We start from the raw sequence: 17,113 nt of genomic DNA, 5'->3' as shown, positions 1-17,113 counted from the left end.
GTCAGCGCTCCTTCCGGGCGGCGGCGAAGCGCCAGCCGGCCAGGGCTTCGGGGATGTCGGCGAGGTTCACGAGCGGGCGGACGCCGTCTTGCGCGAGGTCGGCGAGGCCCGCACAGGCGCCTCCCGCCCAGAGCTCGGTCGTTGCGGGAAGCTGGCCGCGCAGGTCGCGCGCGAAGGCCCGCGCCGCCGCCTCGCCGAACATGCCGGAGAAAGAGAGCGCCACGACGTCGGCGTCGTGAGCCGCCGCGGCGCCGGCGATCTGCTCGGGCGGCGTCTCGGGCCCCAGCGACAGGCAGCGCGCGCCGCCGAGGGTCAGCAGGCATTCGGCCATCAGCAGACCCAGGGCATGCGGCTCCCCCGGCGCGGTGGTCAGCAGCACCCGCGGCCGGGCCGCGGGCGGGCGCGGCAGGCCGTCGAGCGCGCCGCGCAGCACCCGCACCAGCTGCTCGGTGAACAGGTGCTCCTCATAGACCTGCAGACGGCCGCCGACCCAGGCCTCCCCCACCGCGCGGGTCAGGGCGGCGACATTGTCCTGGACAAAGCGCTCCAGGCCCCGGGCGTAGATGCCGGCCTGCAGCAGGTCCCGCAGCCCGTCCACGTCATGCCGGCGCAGGCGGTCGAGAGCCGCCTCCACCCACTCGCCCACCGCATCGTTCGCCGGCGCAGGCTTCGGCGCCCGGGCCGCCAGTTCGTCGATGCCGAGGCCGGCAAGCTGCGCCGGGCGCTCGCCCGCATCGATCAGCGCCTTCATACGCTTCAGCTTCTCGACGTCCGCCACCGTGTAGAGCCGGTCGCCGGCCGCATCGCGGGTCGGCGCCGGGAAGCCGTAGCGCCGCTCCCAGACGCGCAAGGTCTCCTTCGGCACGCCGCTGTGGCGCTCCGCTTCTCCGATCGTCAGGGGGCCAGCGCCCGGGGAGGAAAAGGTCATGCTCATTGTCCTGGACAAACTGCCACGGATGGGGTCTTTTGTCCAGGACAAGACGCCCAGGACCCCCGCCATGAACGCCTTTACACCCACCGAACTCCCCGACGTCCAGGCCAGTCCCGACCGGCGCGGCCAGCCGATCCAGCGGGTCGGCGTGCGGGGCGTCACCCACCCCGTGACCCTGCTGACCGAGCAGGGGCCCTGCCCGACCGTGGCCGAGGTGGAGATGTACGTGGCCCTGCCCGCCGAGCAGAAGGGCACCCACATGTCGCGGTTCGTCGCGCTGCTGCAGGACGTGCGGCATCCGCTGGATACGGTGGGCGTGTCCGCCCTCATGTCCGACATGCTGACCCTGCTGGAGGCGGACGGCGGCTATCTCTCGATCGCCGCGCCCGTCTTCCTCACCAAGCAGGCGCCGGTCTCGGGCATCCCCAGCCTGATGGACTACCGCATGGCGCTCCGCGCCGAGCACGTGTCGGGGCGCACGACGGTCACGCTCTCCATCACCGCGCCGGTCACCAGCCTCTGCCCCTGCTCGAAGACCATCTCCCGCTACGGCGCGCACAACCAGCGCAGCCACATCACCATCGCCGCGACCCTCGCCGACGGTGTGCGGATGCTCCCGGACGACCTGATCCGCATCGCCGAGAACGCGGCCTCGTGCGAGCTCTGGGGCCTCCTGAAGCGGGCCGACGAGAAGTTCGTCACCGAGCGCGCCTACGAGAACCCGAAGTTCGTCGAGGACCTGGTGCGCGACGTGGCCGCCCGGCTGGCCGACGACCCCCGGGTCCGGCGCTACGAGGTGTCCTCGGAGAACTTCGAGTCGATCCACAACCACTCGGCCTACGCCTGGATGGACGGCGCGGGCGCCGCGGCCTGAAGCGGCCCGCCGCGCATTGACGCCGCTCAAGGCGCGCCCCCAATTTGCGACCGCAGCTTCGCCGTGCGGCGCTGCAACGACGGCGCGGCGGGGAGGGTAAGGCATGGCGGCCGGATCGAGGTTGCCAGCGGTGCGGCGGATCGGACCGACCGCGCCGCTGAGATGGCTGGCCTGGGGCTGGGGTGCGCTGTGGCGGTCCTGGCAGGTCTCGCTGCCGTTCGGCCTGGTGGTGGCGGCGGTCTGCGCCGGCGTCGCAGGGGCCCTCGTCGCCTCGAACCTCGCGGTCTGGGCCCTGACCCTCACCTTCGGCTTCGTCTTCGTCGCCCCCGTGCTCGCCATGGGCAACTATGAGACGGGCCGCCGGCTCGACGCCGGGGAGCGGCCTTCCCTGCGGACCACCTTCCTGCCGCCGGGCACGCTGCGCCAGGACCTGGCCTATCTCGGCCTCTTGCTGTTCGTGATCTTCGGCATCTGGATCCAGGCCGCCCAGATCGTCTACGGCCTGTCGACCTACCAGATCCACCGCACCGTCGAGTCCTTCGTCCGCTTCGCCCTGGAGACGCCGGAAGGCCACCGCATGCTGGTGACGGGCACGCTGGTCGGCGGGGTGATGGCGTTCCTCACCTACGGCATCGTGGTCCTCACCGCGCCCATGCTGCTGGACCCGCGCCGGGGCTTCTTCGAGGCCGCGGCCACCAGCGTCCGCGCCGTCCACGACAACGTCGTCCCCATGCTGATCTGGGCCGCGATCATCGCCGCGCTCACCCTGGGCAGCGCGGCGACGGGCTTCCTCGCCCTGATCGTGGTCTTCCCCTGGCTGGGCCTGGCGAGCTGGCGGGCCTACCGCGACCTCGTGGTCGCGGAGGCCTGAGCCCTCAAGCCTTCGCGAGCTGCGCCTTCCGCTCGCGGCGGCGGGCGGTGAGGATGTGCTCGGTGTAGCCGTTCGGCTGCTCGCGGCCCTTGAACACCAGGTCCAGCGCCGCCTGATAGGCGGGCAGGCTCTCGTTCCCGGCCATGGGCGTGTAGAGCGGATCGCCGGCGTTCTGCCCGTCGACCACCTTGGCCATGCGGGCGAAGGTCTCGCGCACCTGGGCCTCGGTGCAGACGCCGTGGCGCAGCCAGTTGGCCATGTGCTGGCTGGAGATCCGCAGGGTGGCGCGGTCCTCCATCAGGCCGATGTCGTGGATGTCGGGCACCTTCGAGCAGCCGACGCCCTGGTCGATCCAGCGGACGACGTAGCCGAGGATGCCCTGGGCGTTGTTGTCCAGCTCCTGCTGCACGTCTTCGGGGCTCCAGTTCGACTTCGCCAGCGGCGGGGTCAGCAGGGCGTCCGTGCCGGTCTTGCTGGCGGCCGCCGCCATCTCGGCCTGCAGGCCGGGCACGTCCACCTCGTGGTAGTGCAGGGCGTGCAGCGTCGCGGCCGTCGGCGAGGGGGTCCAGGCGGTGCTGGCGCCGGCCCGCGGGTGGCCGATCTTGGCGTTCAGCATGTCCTTCATCATGTCGGGCGCGGCCCACATGCCCTTGCCGATCTGCGCCCGGCCGGGGAAGCCGGCGGCGAGGCCGATCTCCACGTTGCGCTTCTCGTAGGCGGCCAGCCACGGCTCGGCCTTGATGGCGTCCTTGCGCATCACCGGGCCGGCTTCCATCGCCGTGTGGATCTCGTCGCCCGTGCGGTCGAGGAAGCCGGTGTTGATGAACACCACCCGGTCCTTCGCCGCGAAGATGCAGGCCTTGAGGTTGGCGCTGGTGCGGCGCTCCTCGTCCATGATCCCCATCTTCATGGTGTTGCGCGCCATGCCCAGCGCGTCCTCGACCAGGTCGAACAGGCGGACCGCCAGCGCCACCTCGTCCGGCCCGTGCATCTTCGGCTTCACCACGTACATCGAGCCGGCGGGGCTGTTGCGGCGCGCGCCCTTCAGGTCGTGCAGGGCGGCGGCGGCGGTGACCAGCGCGTCGACCGCGGTCTCGTACACCGGCTGGCCGCCCAGGCGGACCATGTCGGTGAGCATGTGGTGGCCCACGTTGCGGACCAGCATCAGCGAGCGGCCCGGCAGGGTCAGCGGCTTGCCGTCCACCCCGGTGTAGGTCCGATCGGGTTCCAGACGGCGGGTCTCGCTGCGGCCGCCCTTCTGGAAGTCGACCGCCAGGTCGCCCTTCATCAGGCCCAGCCAGTTGCGATAGACGCCGACCTTGTCCTCGGCGTCGACGGCGGCGACCGAGTCCTCGCAGTCCTGGATGGTGGTCAGGGCCGACTCGACGATCACGTCGGCCACGCCGGCCGCATCGTCCTTGCCGACGTTGTGCGTCCGGTCGACCAGGATCTCCAGGTGCAGGCCGTTGTGCTTCAGCAGCACCGCCGACGGCGCGCCCGCCTCGCCGCGCCAGCCCGCGAGCTGGGCCGGATCGGCCAGCCCGGCCTTGCCGCCGGACTTGAGCGTAACGGAAAGGGCGTCGCCTTCGATGGCGTAGAGGGTCGCGTCGGCGTGCGAGGCGCCGGCCAGCGGCGCGGCGCGATCCAGGAACGCGCGGGCATAGGCGATCACCTTGGCGCCCCGCGCCGGGTCATATCCCTTGGTCCCGGTCGGCGGCTCCAGGGCGTCGGTGCCGTAGAGCGCGTCGTAAAGGCTGCCCCACCGCGCGTTGGCGGCGTTCAGGGCATAGCGGCCGTTGGACACCGGCACCACGAGCTGCGGGCCGGCCAGCTTGGCGATCTCGGGGTCGACGTTCGCCGTGCCGATGGTGAAGTCCGCCGGCTCAGGCAGCAGGTAGCCGATCTCGCGCAGGAAGGCGGTGGCGGCGGCCACGTCATAGGGCTGGCCCTTCCGCTGGCCCCACCAGGCGTCGATCTTCGCCTGCAGGTCGTCGCGCACCTTCAGGAGCTCGGCGTTGCGCGGGGTGAAGTCGGCCAGCACCGTCTCCAGCGCCGCCCAGAACGCCGCGGGCTCCACGCCCGTGCCCGGCAGAAGCTCCTGCTCGACGAAGCCGTGCAGCAGGTCGTCGACGAAAAGGTTGCTCGAAATGTCCATGCCCTAACCCAAGCCGCTGGTCCGGCGTCGCACAAGGCGCCGGCCGCTGGAAGAAAAGCGGCCCGAGGCGAGACGCCCCGGGCCGCAGCGACACTTAGCTCCGGTCCGCCACGTTTAGGCGAACTGGTTCATCGTGTTGTGGGCGCCACCGGCCTTCAGCGCGGCTTCGCCGGCGAAGTATTCCTTGTGGTCGTCGCCGATGTCCGAACCCGACATGTTCTGGTGCTTCACGCAGGCGATCCCCTGGCGGATCTCCTTGCGCTGGACGCCAGCGACGTAGCCCAGCATGCCCTGCTCGCCGAAGTATTCCTTGGCGAGGTTGTCCGTGCTGAGCGCGGCCGTGTGGTAGGTCGGCAGCGTGATCAGATGGTGGAAGATGCCCGCCCGCTTGGCCGCGTCGCGCTGGAAGGTGCGGATGCGGTCGTCGGCTTCCGCCGCCAGCTCGGTGGCGTCGTAGTCGACGCTCATCAGGCCTTCGCGGTTGTAGGCCGACACGTCCTTACCGGCCTTCTGCCAGGCGTCGTAGACCTGCTGGCGGAAGTTGAGGGTCCAGTTGAACGACGGGCTGTTGTTGTAGGCCAGCTTGGCGTTCGGGATGACCTCGCGGATGCGGTCCACCATCGAGGCGATCTGCTCGATGTGGGGCTTCTCGGTCTCGATCCACAGCAGGTCCGCGCCGTTCTGCAGCGAGGTGATGCAGTCCAGCACGCAGCGGTCGGCGCCGGTGCCTTCGCGGAACTGGAACAGGTTCGACGGCAGGCGCTTCGGACGCAGCAGCTTGCCGTTCCGGTTCAGGACCACGTCGCCGTTCTTCATGTCGGCGGGCGCGATCTCTTCGCAGTCCAGGAAGCTGTTGTACTGGTCGCCGATGTCGCCCGGCTGGTGGCTGACCGCGATCTGCTTGGTCAGGCCGGCGCCCAGGCTGTCGGTGCGGGCGACGATGATGCCGTTGTCCACGCCCATTTCCAGGAACGCGTAGCGCAGGGCCCGGATCTTCGCGAGGAAGTCCTCGTGCGGAACGGTGACCTTGCCGTCCTGGTGGCCGCACTGCTTCTCGTCGGAGACCTGGTTCTCGATCTGCAGGGCGCAGGCGCCCGCCTCGATCATCTTCTTGGCCAGCAGGTAGGTCGCCTCGGCGTTGCCGAAGCCGGCGTCGATGTCGGCGATGATCGGAACGACGTGGGTCTCGAAGTTGTCGATCTTGTCCTGGATCTGCTGTTCCTTGGCCTTGTCGCCGGCCGCGCGGGCGGCGTCGAGGTCGCGGAAGAGCAGGCCCAGCTCACGGGCGTCGGCCTGCTTCAGGAAGGTGTAGATCTCTTCGATCAGCGCCGGCACCGAGGTCTTCTCGTGCATCGACTGGTCCGGCAGCGGGCCGAATTCCGAACGCAGCGCGGCGACCATCCAGCCCGACAGGTAGATGTAGCGGCGCTTCGTGGTGCCGAAGTGCTTCTTGATCGAGATCAGCTTCTGCTGGGCGATGAAGCCGTGCCAGCAGCCCAGCGACTGGGTGTAGTTGGCCGGGTCGGCGTCGTACGCGGCCATGTCCTTGCGCATGATGTCGGCCGTGTACTTGGCGATCTCCAGGCCGGTCTTGAACCGGTTCTGGAGGCGCATGCGGGCCACCGACTCGGCGTTGATCCCGTCCCAGGGGCCCTTCTTGCTCTTGATGAGCTGGCCCATCTCGATGATGTGGTCTTGGTAAGCCATGTGCCTCTTCCCGACTGCGGGTGTGTTCGAGGCGCGGCGTAACGCGGGCGGCGGGGCGGACGGAACCCTGATCGCAGTTTAGTTGTCAAACTTTACATCATGTTCGTGTAAGGTTGTAAGGACCGCACAAACCTTAACCCTTTCCGCATCATGGCTAACGAACGTCGCCTCTATGTCGGCCCCGGGCTTCGCCGCCTGCGCCGGGATCTCGGCCTCACCCAGTCCGACATGGCCCGGGACCTCGACGTCTCGGCCTCGTACATCGCCCTGCTCGAGCGCAACCACCGGCCGCTCAGCGCCGACCTGCTGCTGCGCCTGGCCCAGACCTACCGCATCGACATGTCGGCCCTGGCCGGCAGCGGCGCGACCGAGGAGACCGCCCGCCTCCAGGCGGTGCTGAAGGACCCGATGTTCGCCGACATCGACCTGCCCTCGCTGGAGGCGGCCGACGTCACCACCAACTTCCCCGGCATCACCGAGGCCCTGCTGCGCCTCTACACCGCCTACCGCGAGGAACAGCTCGCCCTCGCCGATCGCGGCGTCGAGGCGACCGCCGCCGGCCCCTCGACCGACACCACCGACCCCGTCGCCGAGTCCCGCCGTTTCCTTGAGGCCCGCCGCAACAGCTTCCCGACCCTCGACGACGCCGCCGAGCGGCTGGCCCAGGCCGTGGCCAGCCACGATGGCGTCATCCCCTACTTCAAGGCGCGCCACGGCCTGCGGGTGCGCCGCCTGCCGCCCAGCGTCATGGTCGGCTCCACGCGGCGGCTCGATCACCACCGCCGCGAGATCCTGCTCAGCGACGAGCTCGACAACGCCAGTCAGGCCTTCCAGCTCGCCCTGCAGCTCGCCTACCTGGAGCTCACGCCCGAGGTGGACGCCCTGGCCCGCGAGGGCAGCTTCGCCACCGAGAGCGGCGAGCGCCTGACCCGCCGGGCCCTGGCCAGCTATGCCGCCGCCGCGATCCTCATGCCCTACTCCGCCTTCGCCAAGGCGGTGGAGGCCCGCCAGTACGACCTCGAGGCGCTGGGCCGCCAGTTCGGCGCGAGCTTCGAACAGATCGCCCACCGCCTCACCACCCTGCAGAAGCCGGGGCAGGAGCGGGTGCCGTTCTTCTTCATCCGCGTGGACGAGGCGGGCAACGTCTCCAAGCGTCTCGACGGCGCCGGCTTCCCCTTCGCCAGACACGGCGGCGGCTGTCCGCTCTGGACCGTCCACCAGGCGTTCCGCACGCCCCGCCAGATCGTCACCCAATGGCTGGAGCTGCCCGACGGCCAGCGCTTCTTCTCCATCGCCCGCACGGTCACCGCCGGCGGGGGCGGCTTCGGCAAGGTGCGGGTGGAGCGGGCCATCGCGCTGGGGTGCGCCGCCGAGCACGCGCACCAACTGATCTACGCCCAGGGCGGCCCCGGGCCGGAGACCGCCACGCCCATCGGCGTCACCTGCCGCATATGCCATCGCACCGAGTGCACGGCCCGCTCGGCGCCGCCCATCGGCCGCCAGATCCTGCCCGACGACATCCGCCGGACCAGCGCCCCGTTCGGCTTCTCCGACGGCTGACGGAGCAGACGCGAAACCTCCCTCGACCTGACGCAGCGTAACCCCTTGGCTTGAGCCCCCTTTCGCGGTCAAAAGGGATTTCATCGGAGACACACGAATCCATGGCCCGTAGCGCCGCGGCAAGATCCACCGACCGGTTCGAACGCAAGCGCGAGGCCATCCTGGACGCGGCCACGCGCATCCTGAACCGCAAGGGCATCAAGGGACTGACCCTCGGCGACACCGCCGCGGCCGTCGACCTGTCGACGACCAGCGTCACCTACTACTTCAAGCGCAAGGACGACCTCGCCGCCGCCTGCATCACCCGCGGCATCGAGACCCTGACCGAGCTCGCCGATCGCGCTGTCCAGGCGCAGACGCCCGAGGCGCGGCTGCACGCCTTCCTGACCAACTATCTCGACACGCTCAAGGGCGTGTCCTGCGGCACGGCCTCGCCGCTGCCGATCATCACCGAGCTGCGCGCCCTGTCCTCGCCGCGCCGCGAGGAGGTCCAATCCACCTACGGCCGCCTGTTCCGCAAGACGCGCCAGATCTTCGACCATCCGGACCTCGCGTGGATGTCGCGCGGCCGCCGCACGGCCCGCACCCGCATGCTGCTGGAGCAGGTGTTCTGGGGCGGCAACTGGCTGGAGAAGTTCGACCCGGAGGACTACCCCCGGATCTGCGACCGGATGGTCGACATCCTCGTCAACGGGATCGCCACCACCGCCGACCACTGGGAGCCCGCGCCGATCCCGATGGAGGAGCTGGCCGCACGCGAGGGGCCCGAGCTGGCGCGGGAAACCTTCCTGCTGGCCGCCACCCGCCTGATCAACCGCCGCGGCTACAAGGGCGCCTCGGTCGACAAGATCTCGGCCGAGCTCAACGTCACCAAGGGCAGCTTCTACCATCACAACGAGGCCAAGGACGACCTGGTGGTCGCCTGCTTCGAGCGCAGCTTCGAGGTGATGCGCAAGGCCCAGCGCCTGGCCATGGAGGTCCCCGGCGACCAGTGGGCCAAGGTCTCGTCCTGCGCCTCGGCCCTGGCCGAGTTCCAGCTCTCGGACCACGGCCCGCTGCTGCGCACCAACGCCCTCACCGCCCTGCCCGAGCAGATGCGCAAGGTGATGGTCGAGCACTCGAACCGCGTGTCCGACCGCTTCGCCTCGATGATGAGCGACGGCATCGCCGAGGGCTCCCTGCGCCCGGTGGACCCGTTCATCGCCTCGCAGATGCTCACTGCCACGCTCAACGCCTGCGGCGAGCTGGGCTACCTGGTCCCCGACGTGCGGCCCAAGGCGGCCGCGGCGGTGTTCGTGAAGCCGCTGCTCATGGGCGTCTTCAAGCACTAGCCTCCGGACGCAGGGCCGACCGCGTCGTGACCTCGCCGGAATTGATGCCCGGCCCGGCCTCCGCCGCCGCCTGTTCGGTCGCCGAGGCGCGCAGCTTCTCCAGGTTCGCCTCGTGCCGCTCGCGGGTGATGTTGTAGGTGAACAGGAGGCCGATCGCGATGCCATAGAGGCCGACGATGATCGGGATGTAGGCCAGCCCCAGGCTGTAGAGCGCCTCGGGCGCCACCTGTCCCCGCTCGGCCTTTTCCGGGAAGTTCGCCAGGGCCAGCACCGTCGTGGCGATGAACACCCCCATCCCCGAGATCATCTTGCGGAACAGGGCGTTGGCCGACATCAGCAGCCCCTCCGACCGCCGCCCGGTCTTCACCTCGGCGTCCTCGACCACGTCGGCGATGATCGCCGCCAGCAGGATGCCGGTGGCCGCCGCGAGGGTCGCGTTGATGATCTCCTCGCCGTACAGCAGCGCCAGAAGCTCGGGCGTCCCGTTCGCGGGCGCGAGGCCCAGCAGGCGCAGCGACACCGGCGTGATGTGCACCAGCACCGCGGCGGCGAAGACGGCGATCGCCCCGTTCTTCTTGCCCAGCCAGCGACCCACCACCGGCGCCAGCCCGACGCCCATGAAGCCGCCGACCACGCTCATGGTCGCCAGGGTGGCGAGCTGCGACTGCTTCAGCTCCCAGAAATAGAGGCCGAAATAGATCTCCAGGCCGTTCCGCGCCCCCACCGCGACGGCGATGAACATCATCGACACGGCGGCCGACAGGAAGGCGCGGTTGTTCAGCGTCTGCGCCATCTCCACGACCATCCCCTTCAGGGTGATCTGGCGCTGCGGCGCGGGGGTCAGGTACGGGATGCGGCTGGCGGTGCCGAGGGTCGAGGCCAGCACCGTGCCGAAGATGATCAGCGCCCCGGTCAGGGCGTAGGCGAAGTAGCCGTCGCGGGCCAGCACCCCGCCCGTCCCGTCCGGCTGCTCCTTCAGGAACACCTGGTAGGCCAGCACCGTCATCCCCAGCCCGCCGGCCACGGCGAAGAAGTGGCGCATCGCCAGGAGGTTGGTCCGCTCGTCGTAGCCCTTGGCCAGTTCGGGCGCGAGCGCCTGGTGCGGCAGCTCGAAGAAGGTGTCGAAGAACCGGACCGCGAACAGGCAGACCGCCAGATAGATCGCCAGCGCGCCATGGCTCCAGTCCGCCGGCGGGGTCCACAGCAGGAAGAAGGCCAGCGCATAGGGCACGGCCGCGACCAGCATGAAGGGATGGCGCCGCCCCCAGCGGGACCGCAGGTTGTCCGAGAACTGCCCGATCACCGGGTCCAGCACCGCGTCGAACACCAGCGCCGCGGCCAGGATCGAGCCCACCAGCTGCGGCGGCAGCCCGACCACCTGGTTGTAGAAGATCACCAGGAACGTCGAGAGCGCGCGCAGCTTCAGGTTCGTGGCCGTGGCCCCCACGGCGTACAGCACCTTGGTCGCGTAGCTTAGGCGCGGCGCCTCTCCGGCGCGCTCGGTTGCGGCCATCCGGCAGTATCCTCCCTTGATGACGGCCGGATGTTCTGAGGTCGCGTTCCGTACCGTCACCGCCGAACCTGGGCACGGCGGGACGGAGCGTCAACAATTTAGAAGTTGCAGTACGGACACATGCGAAGCCGGCGCCCCGCCGCGGTCACGCCGTGACCAGGATGACCTTGCCCACGTGCGCGCCGCTCTCCAGGTGGGCGTGGGCCGCGCCCGCGTCCTCCAGCGGGAAGGTCTTGTCGATCTGCGCCTTCACCTTGCCCGCCGCGATCCAGGGCCAGACCACCCGCTCGACCTCGGCCGCCAGCCGCGCCTTCTCGTCGGCGTCGCGCGGGCGCAGGGTGGAGCCGGTGATCGTCGCCCGCTTCTGCATGATCCGGAACACCGGCACGGTGATCTCCCCGCCGGCCTGGGCGGCGATGTAGACGATCCGCCCGCCGGTCTTCAGGGCGTCCAGGTTCTTCGGGAAATAGTCCCCGCCCACCATGTCCAGCACCACGTCGACGCCGCCCTCGCGCCTGGCGACCTCGGCGAAGTCCTGGGTGGTCGCGTCCACGGCCACGTCCGCGCCCAGCGCCAGGGCCGCCTTGGCCTTGTCGGCGCCGCGGGCGGTGGCGATCACCCTGGCGCCCGCCGCCTTGGCCATCTGGATCGCCGTCACCCCGATCCCCGAGGTCGCCCCGTGCAGCAGCAGCGTCTCGCCGGCCTTCAGTCCCCCGTGCTCGAACACGTTCGCATAGACCGTGAACACCGTCTCGGGCAGGCCGGCGGCCTCCTCGAAGCTCAGCCCCTCCGGCATCGGCAGGGCGTGGCGCGCGTCGCACACCGCGTATTCCGCATAGCCCCCGCCGCCCAGCAGGGCGCAGACCTTGTCGCCCACCTTCCAGCGTCCCGCCGCCCGGCCGACCACCCCGGCCACCTCCAGCCCCAGGGTCTCGGGCGCTCCCGGCGGCGGCGGGTACATCCCCAGCCGCTGGACGATGTCGGGCCGGTTCACCCCCGCCGCCTTCACCTGGATCAGGATCTCGCCGGCCTTCGGCTCGGGAAACGCCAGCCGCACGGGCTTCAGCGCCGAGGCCGGGCCGCGCCCGCCCTCCACGGCGATGGCGGTCATGGTCTCGGCTTCGCGGGGGCTCGTCATGGAACTGTCCTGGACCTTGCGCCGAAGCGCCTCGCGCGTTCAGATAGCCCCGCAGTCGGGGCGCGCAAAGGAGGGTTCGACGATGGATGAGCCTGTCGACGTCCGGGTCGGGCGCGGCCAGCGCCTGCTGGAAGCCATCCGCGAGGACCTGGAGCTCTACGGCGTCGCCGAGCTGGAGGAGCGGATCGAGGTCCTGCAGGGCGAGATCGCCCGCGTCCAGGCCCAGATCGACAGGAAGCGCTCCGGCCGCGCGGCCGCCGACGCCCTGTTCTCCCGCCCATCCTGATCCCCCGAATGGCCCACGCCATGGCACGCACGTTGCACGGGACGGCCAAACCGCGACGCTTTGTTCAGCGCGTGGAAACCCTGACGAGTGTAGGCTGACGTCGATGCAGGATATCCAGAGCTCCGCCCTGACCCCCGGCTGGCGCGACGACGTCATCCAGGACTTCGCCCGCTCCGAGCTGTTCGAGCGCACGTTCCAGGAGGGCATGGAGCTGGTCGAGGAGACCGCCAGCTACCTCGACGGCGAAGGCCGCCAGGAATCCAAGCTGCTCTCCCGCAACGCCGCCCTGGCCTACGCCGCCGAGAGCATGCGTCTCACCACCCGGCTGATGCAGGTGGCCTCCTGGCTGCTGGTCCAGCGCGCCGTGCGCGAGGGCGACATGGCCCCCGCCGCCGCCTGCGAGGACCGCTACCGCCTCAACGCCGACGAGGTCTCCCGCGCCGAGGACGCCGCCCAGGGCGAGCTGCCGCGCGGCCTGACCGCCCTCGCCGACCGCGCCGAGCGCCTCTACGACCGCGTCCGCCACCTGGACCGCCGCATGTATGTGGAAAGCACGACCGAGGAGCCGGCCAACCCCGTCCTCGGCCACCTCGACCGCCTGAAGTCCGCCTTCGGCGGCTGATTGTCGAGGCGAGATCCGTCGCCTTCGGGGCGCGACGCCACCTATGCGACGCCTGCCGTCCGTTCGCTCGCCCCTCCGGGGAACGCTCTGGTCTCTGGTTAAGGCCGCGCTAGCTTCGACCTTTGCCATCGGGCTAGGGGAACAGCGATGCGATCAAAGATCTGGGCGGCCGTGGCGACGACGGCGATCCTGGGGCTCTCCGCGGGTCCGGCGGCGGCAGCCCTGTTCGTCTCGGGCGACAGCAACATCTTCGCTCTGGCCGCCATGGGCGACAGCACGGCGAACAAGGCGTTCCTCACGAATATCGCGGGCGGCCAGAACATCCTGGTGCGCGACAGCGACACGCCGTTCCTGACTGGCGTCTCGGAGGAGGTCACGGACTATCTGAACGGCGCTGGCTACAACGCCACGCTCCTCGCCTCGAACGCCGCGATCACCGTGGGCGACCTTGCGGGCGTCGACCTCTTCATCAGCGCCGTGCCGTCCCAGGCGTTCTCGGCCGCCGAGACGTCCGCGCTCGCGGCCTTCCTGGGTTCCGGCGGCAACGTGCTGCTGGCAGGAGACAACAGCTTCGATCTGTTCGACGCGACGAACCTCAACGTGAACAACCTGCTCGCCGGTCTGGGCAGCCAGATGCGCATCGCTGACGAATTCATCGAAGCGGGCTTCTTCACCGCCAATGTGCTCGCCGCGAACAGCTACACGGCCAACACCACAGGCTTCAGATACGCCGCCACGTCCGCGGTGACCGGCGGCACAGGCCTCTATGGATCCCAGCGGGGCTTCACGTTCCTCGCCTACGAGCCCACGGGCGCGGGCGGTGTTCCGGAGCCGGCGACGTGGGCGCTCATGATCGGCGGTTTCGGCATGGCCGGCTCGACTTTGCGCCGGCGTCGCGCCGCGACCTGCTGAGTGGCCTGGATCTCCGGATCGGAATGAACGGGCGTTCCCCAGGGAGTCACGAAATCGCCGCCCCGGCCGAAACCGAGGCGGCGACCCCGTCGACATCCTGAGGGAGTGGCCCCCGCCTCAGCTCGCGAGCTCGAACGGCCGCAGGCGCGTCCGCTCCCGCGCGGGCTTGCGGCTCCGGTCCGCGACCATCACCAGCACGGCCAGGCCGGCGTTGATCAGCGCCAGGCTCAGGTGGGCGCCCATGTCGCCCTTCAGGCCCATCGCCTGGATCTCGGCGGCGGTGCGGCCGGCCGCGAGCGCCTCCATCAGCGGGCCATAGTTGGGGATGTTCCACCCCAGGGCCGGCGTCATGTGCGCCACGATGAACACGGCCGACAGCGCCAGCGCCGCGACCGCCCCCAGGAATCGGGTGCTCGGGATGATCACCAGCACGGCGATCAGCGCGGCGGCGATACCCACCACATAGCGGCCGTTGGGCTCCAGCCATTCGATCCCGGTCCGGGCCTCGGCCCAGCCGAAGATGGGATGGATGTCCACGCCGACGAACTTGGGCCACACCCACAGGGTCACCAGGCTGGCGACCAGCAGGACGGCCCCGCCCCAGCTCCATACTCGACTGTGATCGATCATCTTCTCCTCCGTTGTCTGCGCGGAGGCGAGATTCAGGGGCCCCGTCTCCGCAGAGCGGCCCGACATCACGATCGGGGGCGACCGCCAGAGGGGCCCGGGCCGTCAGCTTCACATTGTGCGGCCGCGGAGGGATTCAAGGGGCCGCCGACGACGTTCCCATCCCCCCAGATGTCATCCCGGTTTCGCTGCAGGCGAAGACCGGGGCCCAACCGTCCAGGAGCGCCGGGCGCTGAGGGCGCCATCGGGATCGACGCTCCACCCGGCGCGCCCAGCGGAGGGCCCTGGGTTGGGTCCCGGCCTTGGGCTTGGCCCGAGCCGGGATGACACCGGTGACGAGCCGAAGCCCCGAGGCTCTCCCGCCCCCTACGCCACCGCCCCGTCCCACAGCGACGTCGGCTGCGGCAGGATGATCGAATGCCAGATCCCGTCGCCGTCAGCGTCGGCATAGACGGTCTGCTCGAGGCGCCCGTCATCCACCTCGGTCTTCACAACGAAGCCGTTCACCAGCGCATAGGTCTCGTCCCGGTCGATGTCCTCGCGGTCCAGCCGGCCGTCGCGCTCCACCTCATAGACGGCCACCACCCGGCCGGCGGCGTCGAAGCGGAACACATGGGGGTCGTCGTCGAGCACCTGCTTCACCGGCGCCCCGCCGTCCGGGCCCGTCGCCGCGCCCGCGAACAGGCTGAGGTCCAGCGGCCCCTGGCCCTCCGCCAGCTCGACCCACCGCCCGTCGCCGTCGGGGTCGGCATAGACGGTCCATTCCATCTGGCCGTCGTCGAGCTCGGTCTTCACCACCAGGCCGGCCTCCAGCCGCCAGGTCTCGTCCTTCTCGATCCGCTCGTGGTCGAGCCGGCCGTTGCGCTTCACCTCGGCGACCGAGATCACCTCGCCCCCGGGGCCGAAGCCGAAGACGTACTGGTCGGGTTGGGTGCGGGGCATGTCTGGGACCTCCTTGGCGTCTGCACTAGGGCCCAGGTCTCACCGCCCCCTCAGCGGCGCTTCACGCCAGGATTTGAATTTGCCCATCTTCGGGCCGCTCAGCCCTTCAGGAACGCCTCGAAGCGGTCCTTCCAGCCGGGGTGCCACCGCGACAGGGCCGGGCGGTTCTCGATCAGGTCGCCCATCGCCCAGGCCATCCGCTTCTCGTCCATCGCCCGGGTCACGTCGTTGTCGGGACAGAGGATGTAGAAGTCGCCGCGCGCCAGGCTCTCCAGCATGAACTCCACCACCTGTTCGGGCGTCCAGGCCCCGGGCGGCTTCTCCGGGATCCGCGAGGCCATGATCCCGGTGTAGGTGAAGCCGGGAACCAGCAGGTGGGCGGACAGGCGGCATCCCTCCGTGTTCCGCAACTCGTGCTGCAGCGAGTCCGTGAACGCCTTCAGGGCGGCCTTGGAGACGTTGTACGCCGCATTGCCCGGCGGGGTCGTGATGCCCTGCTTGGACCCTGTGACGATCACGAAGCCCGGCCGCCCCGCCTCCACCATCGCCGGCAGGAAGGCGTGCGCGCCGTGCACCACGCCCCACATGTTCACGTCAATCAGGGTCTTCCAGGCGTCCAGGTTCCTGAACGCCCCGCCGGGGTTCAGGCCGATGCCGGCGTTCAGCATCAGCACCGAGACGTGGCCGAAGGCCGCCAGGGCCGTCTCGCGCAGCCGCTCCAGATCCTCGAACCGGGCCACATCCGTCGGCGCCGCCACCACCCGCGCGCCCGCCGCCCGCAGGCTCGCCTCGGCCTCGTCCAGCCGCTCGCCCGCCAGGTCGGCGATCACCACCGGCAGGCCCAGGGCCGCGAACCGCCGCGCGGCCGCCAGCCCGATCCCGCTCGCGCCCCCGGTGATCACCGCCGCCCCGCCATCGGCCAATGGGGGCAGGGTCGCATAGGCGTCGGTCATCGGGATCGCTCCTTAGGGGCAAGCTCAAGGCATCTCTGCCCCATACGGCCCGCCCTTTGAAGGCCCCCTGCCTCCCCCGCAACGCGGGGGAGGGGGACCGCGCCCCGAAGAGGGCGTGGTGGAGGGGGCGAGTCCCACGCTCAACCCTCTCCGGCCATCAGCTCCCCCACTTTCAACAGCACCGCATCCGCCACCCCGCCAAGGTCCCGGTAGATCCAGCCCGCGGGAACCCGCATCACGGTCACGCCCTGCGCCGCCAGCCACCGGTCCCGGGCAGCATCCCGGGCCTGCGCGGCCGCGTCCCAATGCGTCGCGCCATCTACCTCCACCGCCAGCCGCACGCTCGCGCAGTAGAAGTCGAGTATCAGCGCGCCGAACGGATGCTGACGCCGGAACGCCGGCCGGTCGGGGCCTCGCCCCCGCAGCCGACTCCACAGCATGATCTCGGGTTCGGTCATCGCCTTGCGCAAGGCGCGGGCTCGGTTCGTGGTCAAGGTTCGCCGCAAGACGCCGCCCGCCCCCTCCACCATCGGCTCTCCGGCCGATAGTCCCCCTCCCCCGCGCTGCGGTGGAGGTAGAACATATCATGAACTTCGCTTCACCTCCGTCAACCCCCCAGCCTCCCCCGCAACGCGGGGGAGGGGGGTGCAGGGGCGAAGCGGTCGCAAGCACAATCTTGTGTTGTGCTTTT

General features: G+C 70.2%; 16 protein-coding genes. 7 read left to right on the top strand and 9 right to left on the bottom strand.

All coding sequences use genetic code 11. The features are described from left to right. Position 1: 1 nt before the first annotated feature. Positions 2–928: a MerR family transcriptional regulator gene (locus DJ019_RS06725; RefSeq protein ID WP_165843915.1), complete on the bottom strand. Its 927-nt coding sequence runs from the start codon at positions 926–928 to the stop codon at positions 2–4. A 70-nt stretch (positions 929–998) separates the two neighbouring features. Between DJ019_RS06725 and folE2 the strand changes: the two genes are divergently transcribed. Continuing rightward, the gene (folE2, locus tag DJ019_RS06720; protein ID WP_111275205.1) at positions 999–1,805 is read left to right on the top strand and encodes a GTP cyclohydrolase FolE2; all 807 of its coding nucleotides are present in this window, start codon (positions 999–1,001) and stop codon (positions 1,803–1,805) included. 103 nt (positions 1,806–1,908) lie between these two features. Beyond that, positions 1,909–2,676, top strand: coding sequence for a DUF2189 domain-containing protein (locus tag DJ019_RS06715; RefSeq protein ID WP_111275204.1), 768 nt, complete (start codon positions 1,909–1,911; stop codon positions 2,674–2,676). Positions 2,677–2,680: 4 nt separating this feature from the next. Here DJ019_RS06715 and DJ019_RS06710 read toward each other — a convergent pair whose 3' ends face one another. Continuing rightward, positions 2,681–4,831 carry a malate synthase G gene (locus DJ019_RS06710; protein WP_111275203.1) on the bottom strand — a complete coding sequence of 717 codons (2,151 nt, stop codon included), beginning with the start codon at positions 4,829–4,831 and terminating at the stop codon, positions 2,681–2,683. A 114-nt stretch (positions 4,832–4,945) separates the two neighbouring features. Then, on the bottom strand, positions 4,946–6,538 hold the full coding sequence (locus DJ019_RS06705; protein WP_111275202.1) for an isocitrate lyase: 1,593 nt from the start codon (positions 6,536–6,538) through the stop codon (positions 4,946–4,948). Between the two features lie 150 nt (positions 6,539–6,688). Between DJ019_RS06705 and DJ019_RS06700 the strand changes: the two genes are divergently transcribed. Beyond that, positions 6,689–8,098, top strand: coding sequence for a helix-turn-helix domain-containing protein (locus DJ019_RS06700; protein WP_111275201.1), 1,410 nt, complete (start codon positions 6,689–6,691; stop codon positions 8,096–8,098). 101 nt (positions 8,099–8,199) lie between these two features. Next, the gene (locus tag DJ019_RS06695; protein WP_111275200.1) at positions 8,200–9,429 is read left to right on the top strand and encodes a TetR/AcrR family transcriptional regulator; all 1,230 of its coding nucleotides are present in this window, start codon (positions 8,200–8,202) and stop codon (positions 9,427–9,429) included. On the opposite strand, the gene DJ019_RS06690 is transcribed toward DJ019_RS06695, so the two are convergent. Together DJ019_RS06690 and DJ019_RS06685 are read right to left on the bottom strand one after the other, a co-directional pair. Continuing rightward, positions 9,419–10,942 carry an MFS transporter gene (locus DJ019_RS06690; RefSeq protein ID WP_111275199.1) on the bottom strand — a complete coding sequence of 508 codons (1,524 nt, stop codon included), beginning with the start codon at positions 10,940–10,942 and terminating at the stop codon, positions 9,419–9,421. The two genes, DJ019_RS06695 and DJ019_RS06690, sit on opposite strands and share 11 nt — an antisense overlap. A gap of 145 nt (positions 10,943–11,087) precedes the next feature. Beyond that, a complete protein-coding gene (locus tag DJ019_RS06685; RefSeq protein ID WP_240606387.1) occupies positions 11,088–12,080 on the bottom strand; it encodes an NAD(P)H-quinone oxidoreductase in 993 nt (330 codons plus the stop codon). Between the two features lie 82 nt (positions 12,081–12,162). Here DJ019_RS06685 and DJ019_RS06680 point away from each other — a divergent pair, with 82 nt between their 5' ends. The 3 genes from DJ019_RS06680 (at position 12,163) to DJ019_RS21165 (ending at position 13,900) form a co-directional block, all read left to right on the top strand. Next, complete coding sequence (locus DJ019_RS06680; protein WP_111275198.1) at positions 12,163–12,366, top strand: DUF1192 domain-containing protein; 204 nt, start codon at positions 12,163–12,165, stop codon at positions 12,364–12,366. A 103-nt stretch (positions 12,367–12,469) separates the two neighbouring features. After that, complete coding sequence (gene rcdA, locus DJ019_RS06675; protein ID WP_111275197.1) at positions 12,470–12,988, top strand: protease adaptor protein RcdA; 519 nt, start codon at positions 12,470–12,472, stop codon at positions 12,986–12,988. Positions 12,989–13,135: 147 nt separating this feature from the next. Beyond that, the gene (locus DJ019_RS21165) at positions 13,136–13,900 is read left to right on the top strand and encodes a PEPxxWA-CTERM sorting domain-containing protein (protein ID WP_205854099.1); all 765 of its coding nucleotides are present in this window, start codon (positions 13,136–13,138) and stop codon (positions 13,898–13,900) included. Positions 13,901–14,017: 117 nt separating this feature from the next. On the opposite strand, the gene DJ019_RS06665 is transcribed toward DJ019_RS21165, so the two are convergent. The 4 genes from DJ019_RS06665 to DJ019_RS06645 form a co-directional block, all read right to left on the bottom strand. Further along, a complete protein-coding gene (locus DJ019_RS06665) occupies positions 14,018–14,530 on the bottom strand; it encodes a hypothetical protein (RefSeq protein WP_133255256.1) in 513 nt (170 codons plus the stop codon). 363 nt (positions 14,531–14,893) lie between these two features. Beyond that, positions 14,894–15,469: a hypothetical protein gene (locus DJ019_RS06655; protein ID WP_111275195.1), complete on the bottom strand. Its 576-nt coding sequence runs from the start codon at positions 15,467–15,469 to the stop codon at positions 14,894–14,896. A 98-nt stretch (positions 15,470–15,567) separates the two neighbouring features. Further along, the gene (locus DJ019_RS06650; RefSeq protein ID WP_111275194.1) at positions 15,568–16,422 is read right to left on the bottom strand and encodes an SDR family NAD(P)-dependent oxidoreductase; all 855 of its coding nucleotides are present in this window, start codon (positions 16,420–16,422) and stop codon (positions 15,568–15,570) included. Between the two features lie 140 nt (positions 16,423–16,562). Continuing rightward, on the bottom strand, positions 16,563–16,916 hold the full coding sequence (locus tag DJ019_RS06645) for an endonuclease domain-containing protein (RefSeq protein WP_165843914.1): 354 nt from the start codon (positions 16,914–16,916) through the stop codon (positions 16,563–16,565). Positions 16,917–17,113 lie beyond the last annotated feature (197 nt).

Origin of the sequence: Phenylobacterium kunshanense (genome assembly GCF_003254525.1) — a bacterium.
GTDB classification, from domain to species: Bacteria; Pseudomonadota; Alphaproteobacteria; order Caulobacterales; family Caulobacteraceae; genus Phenylobacterium; species Phenylobacterium kunshanense.
The sequence above is the reverse complement of the archived record's forward strand: the minus strand, read 5'-3'. Positions and strand labels throughout refer to the sequence as shown.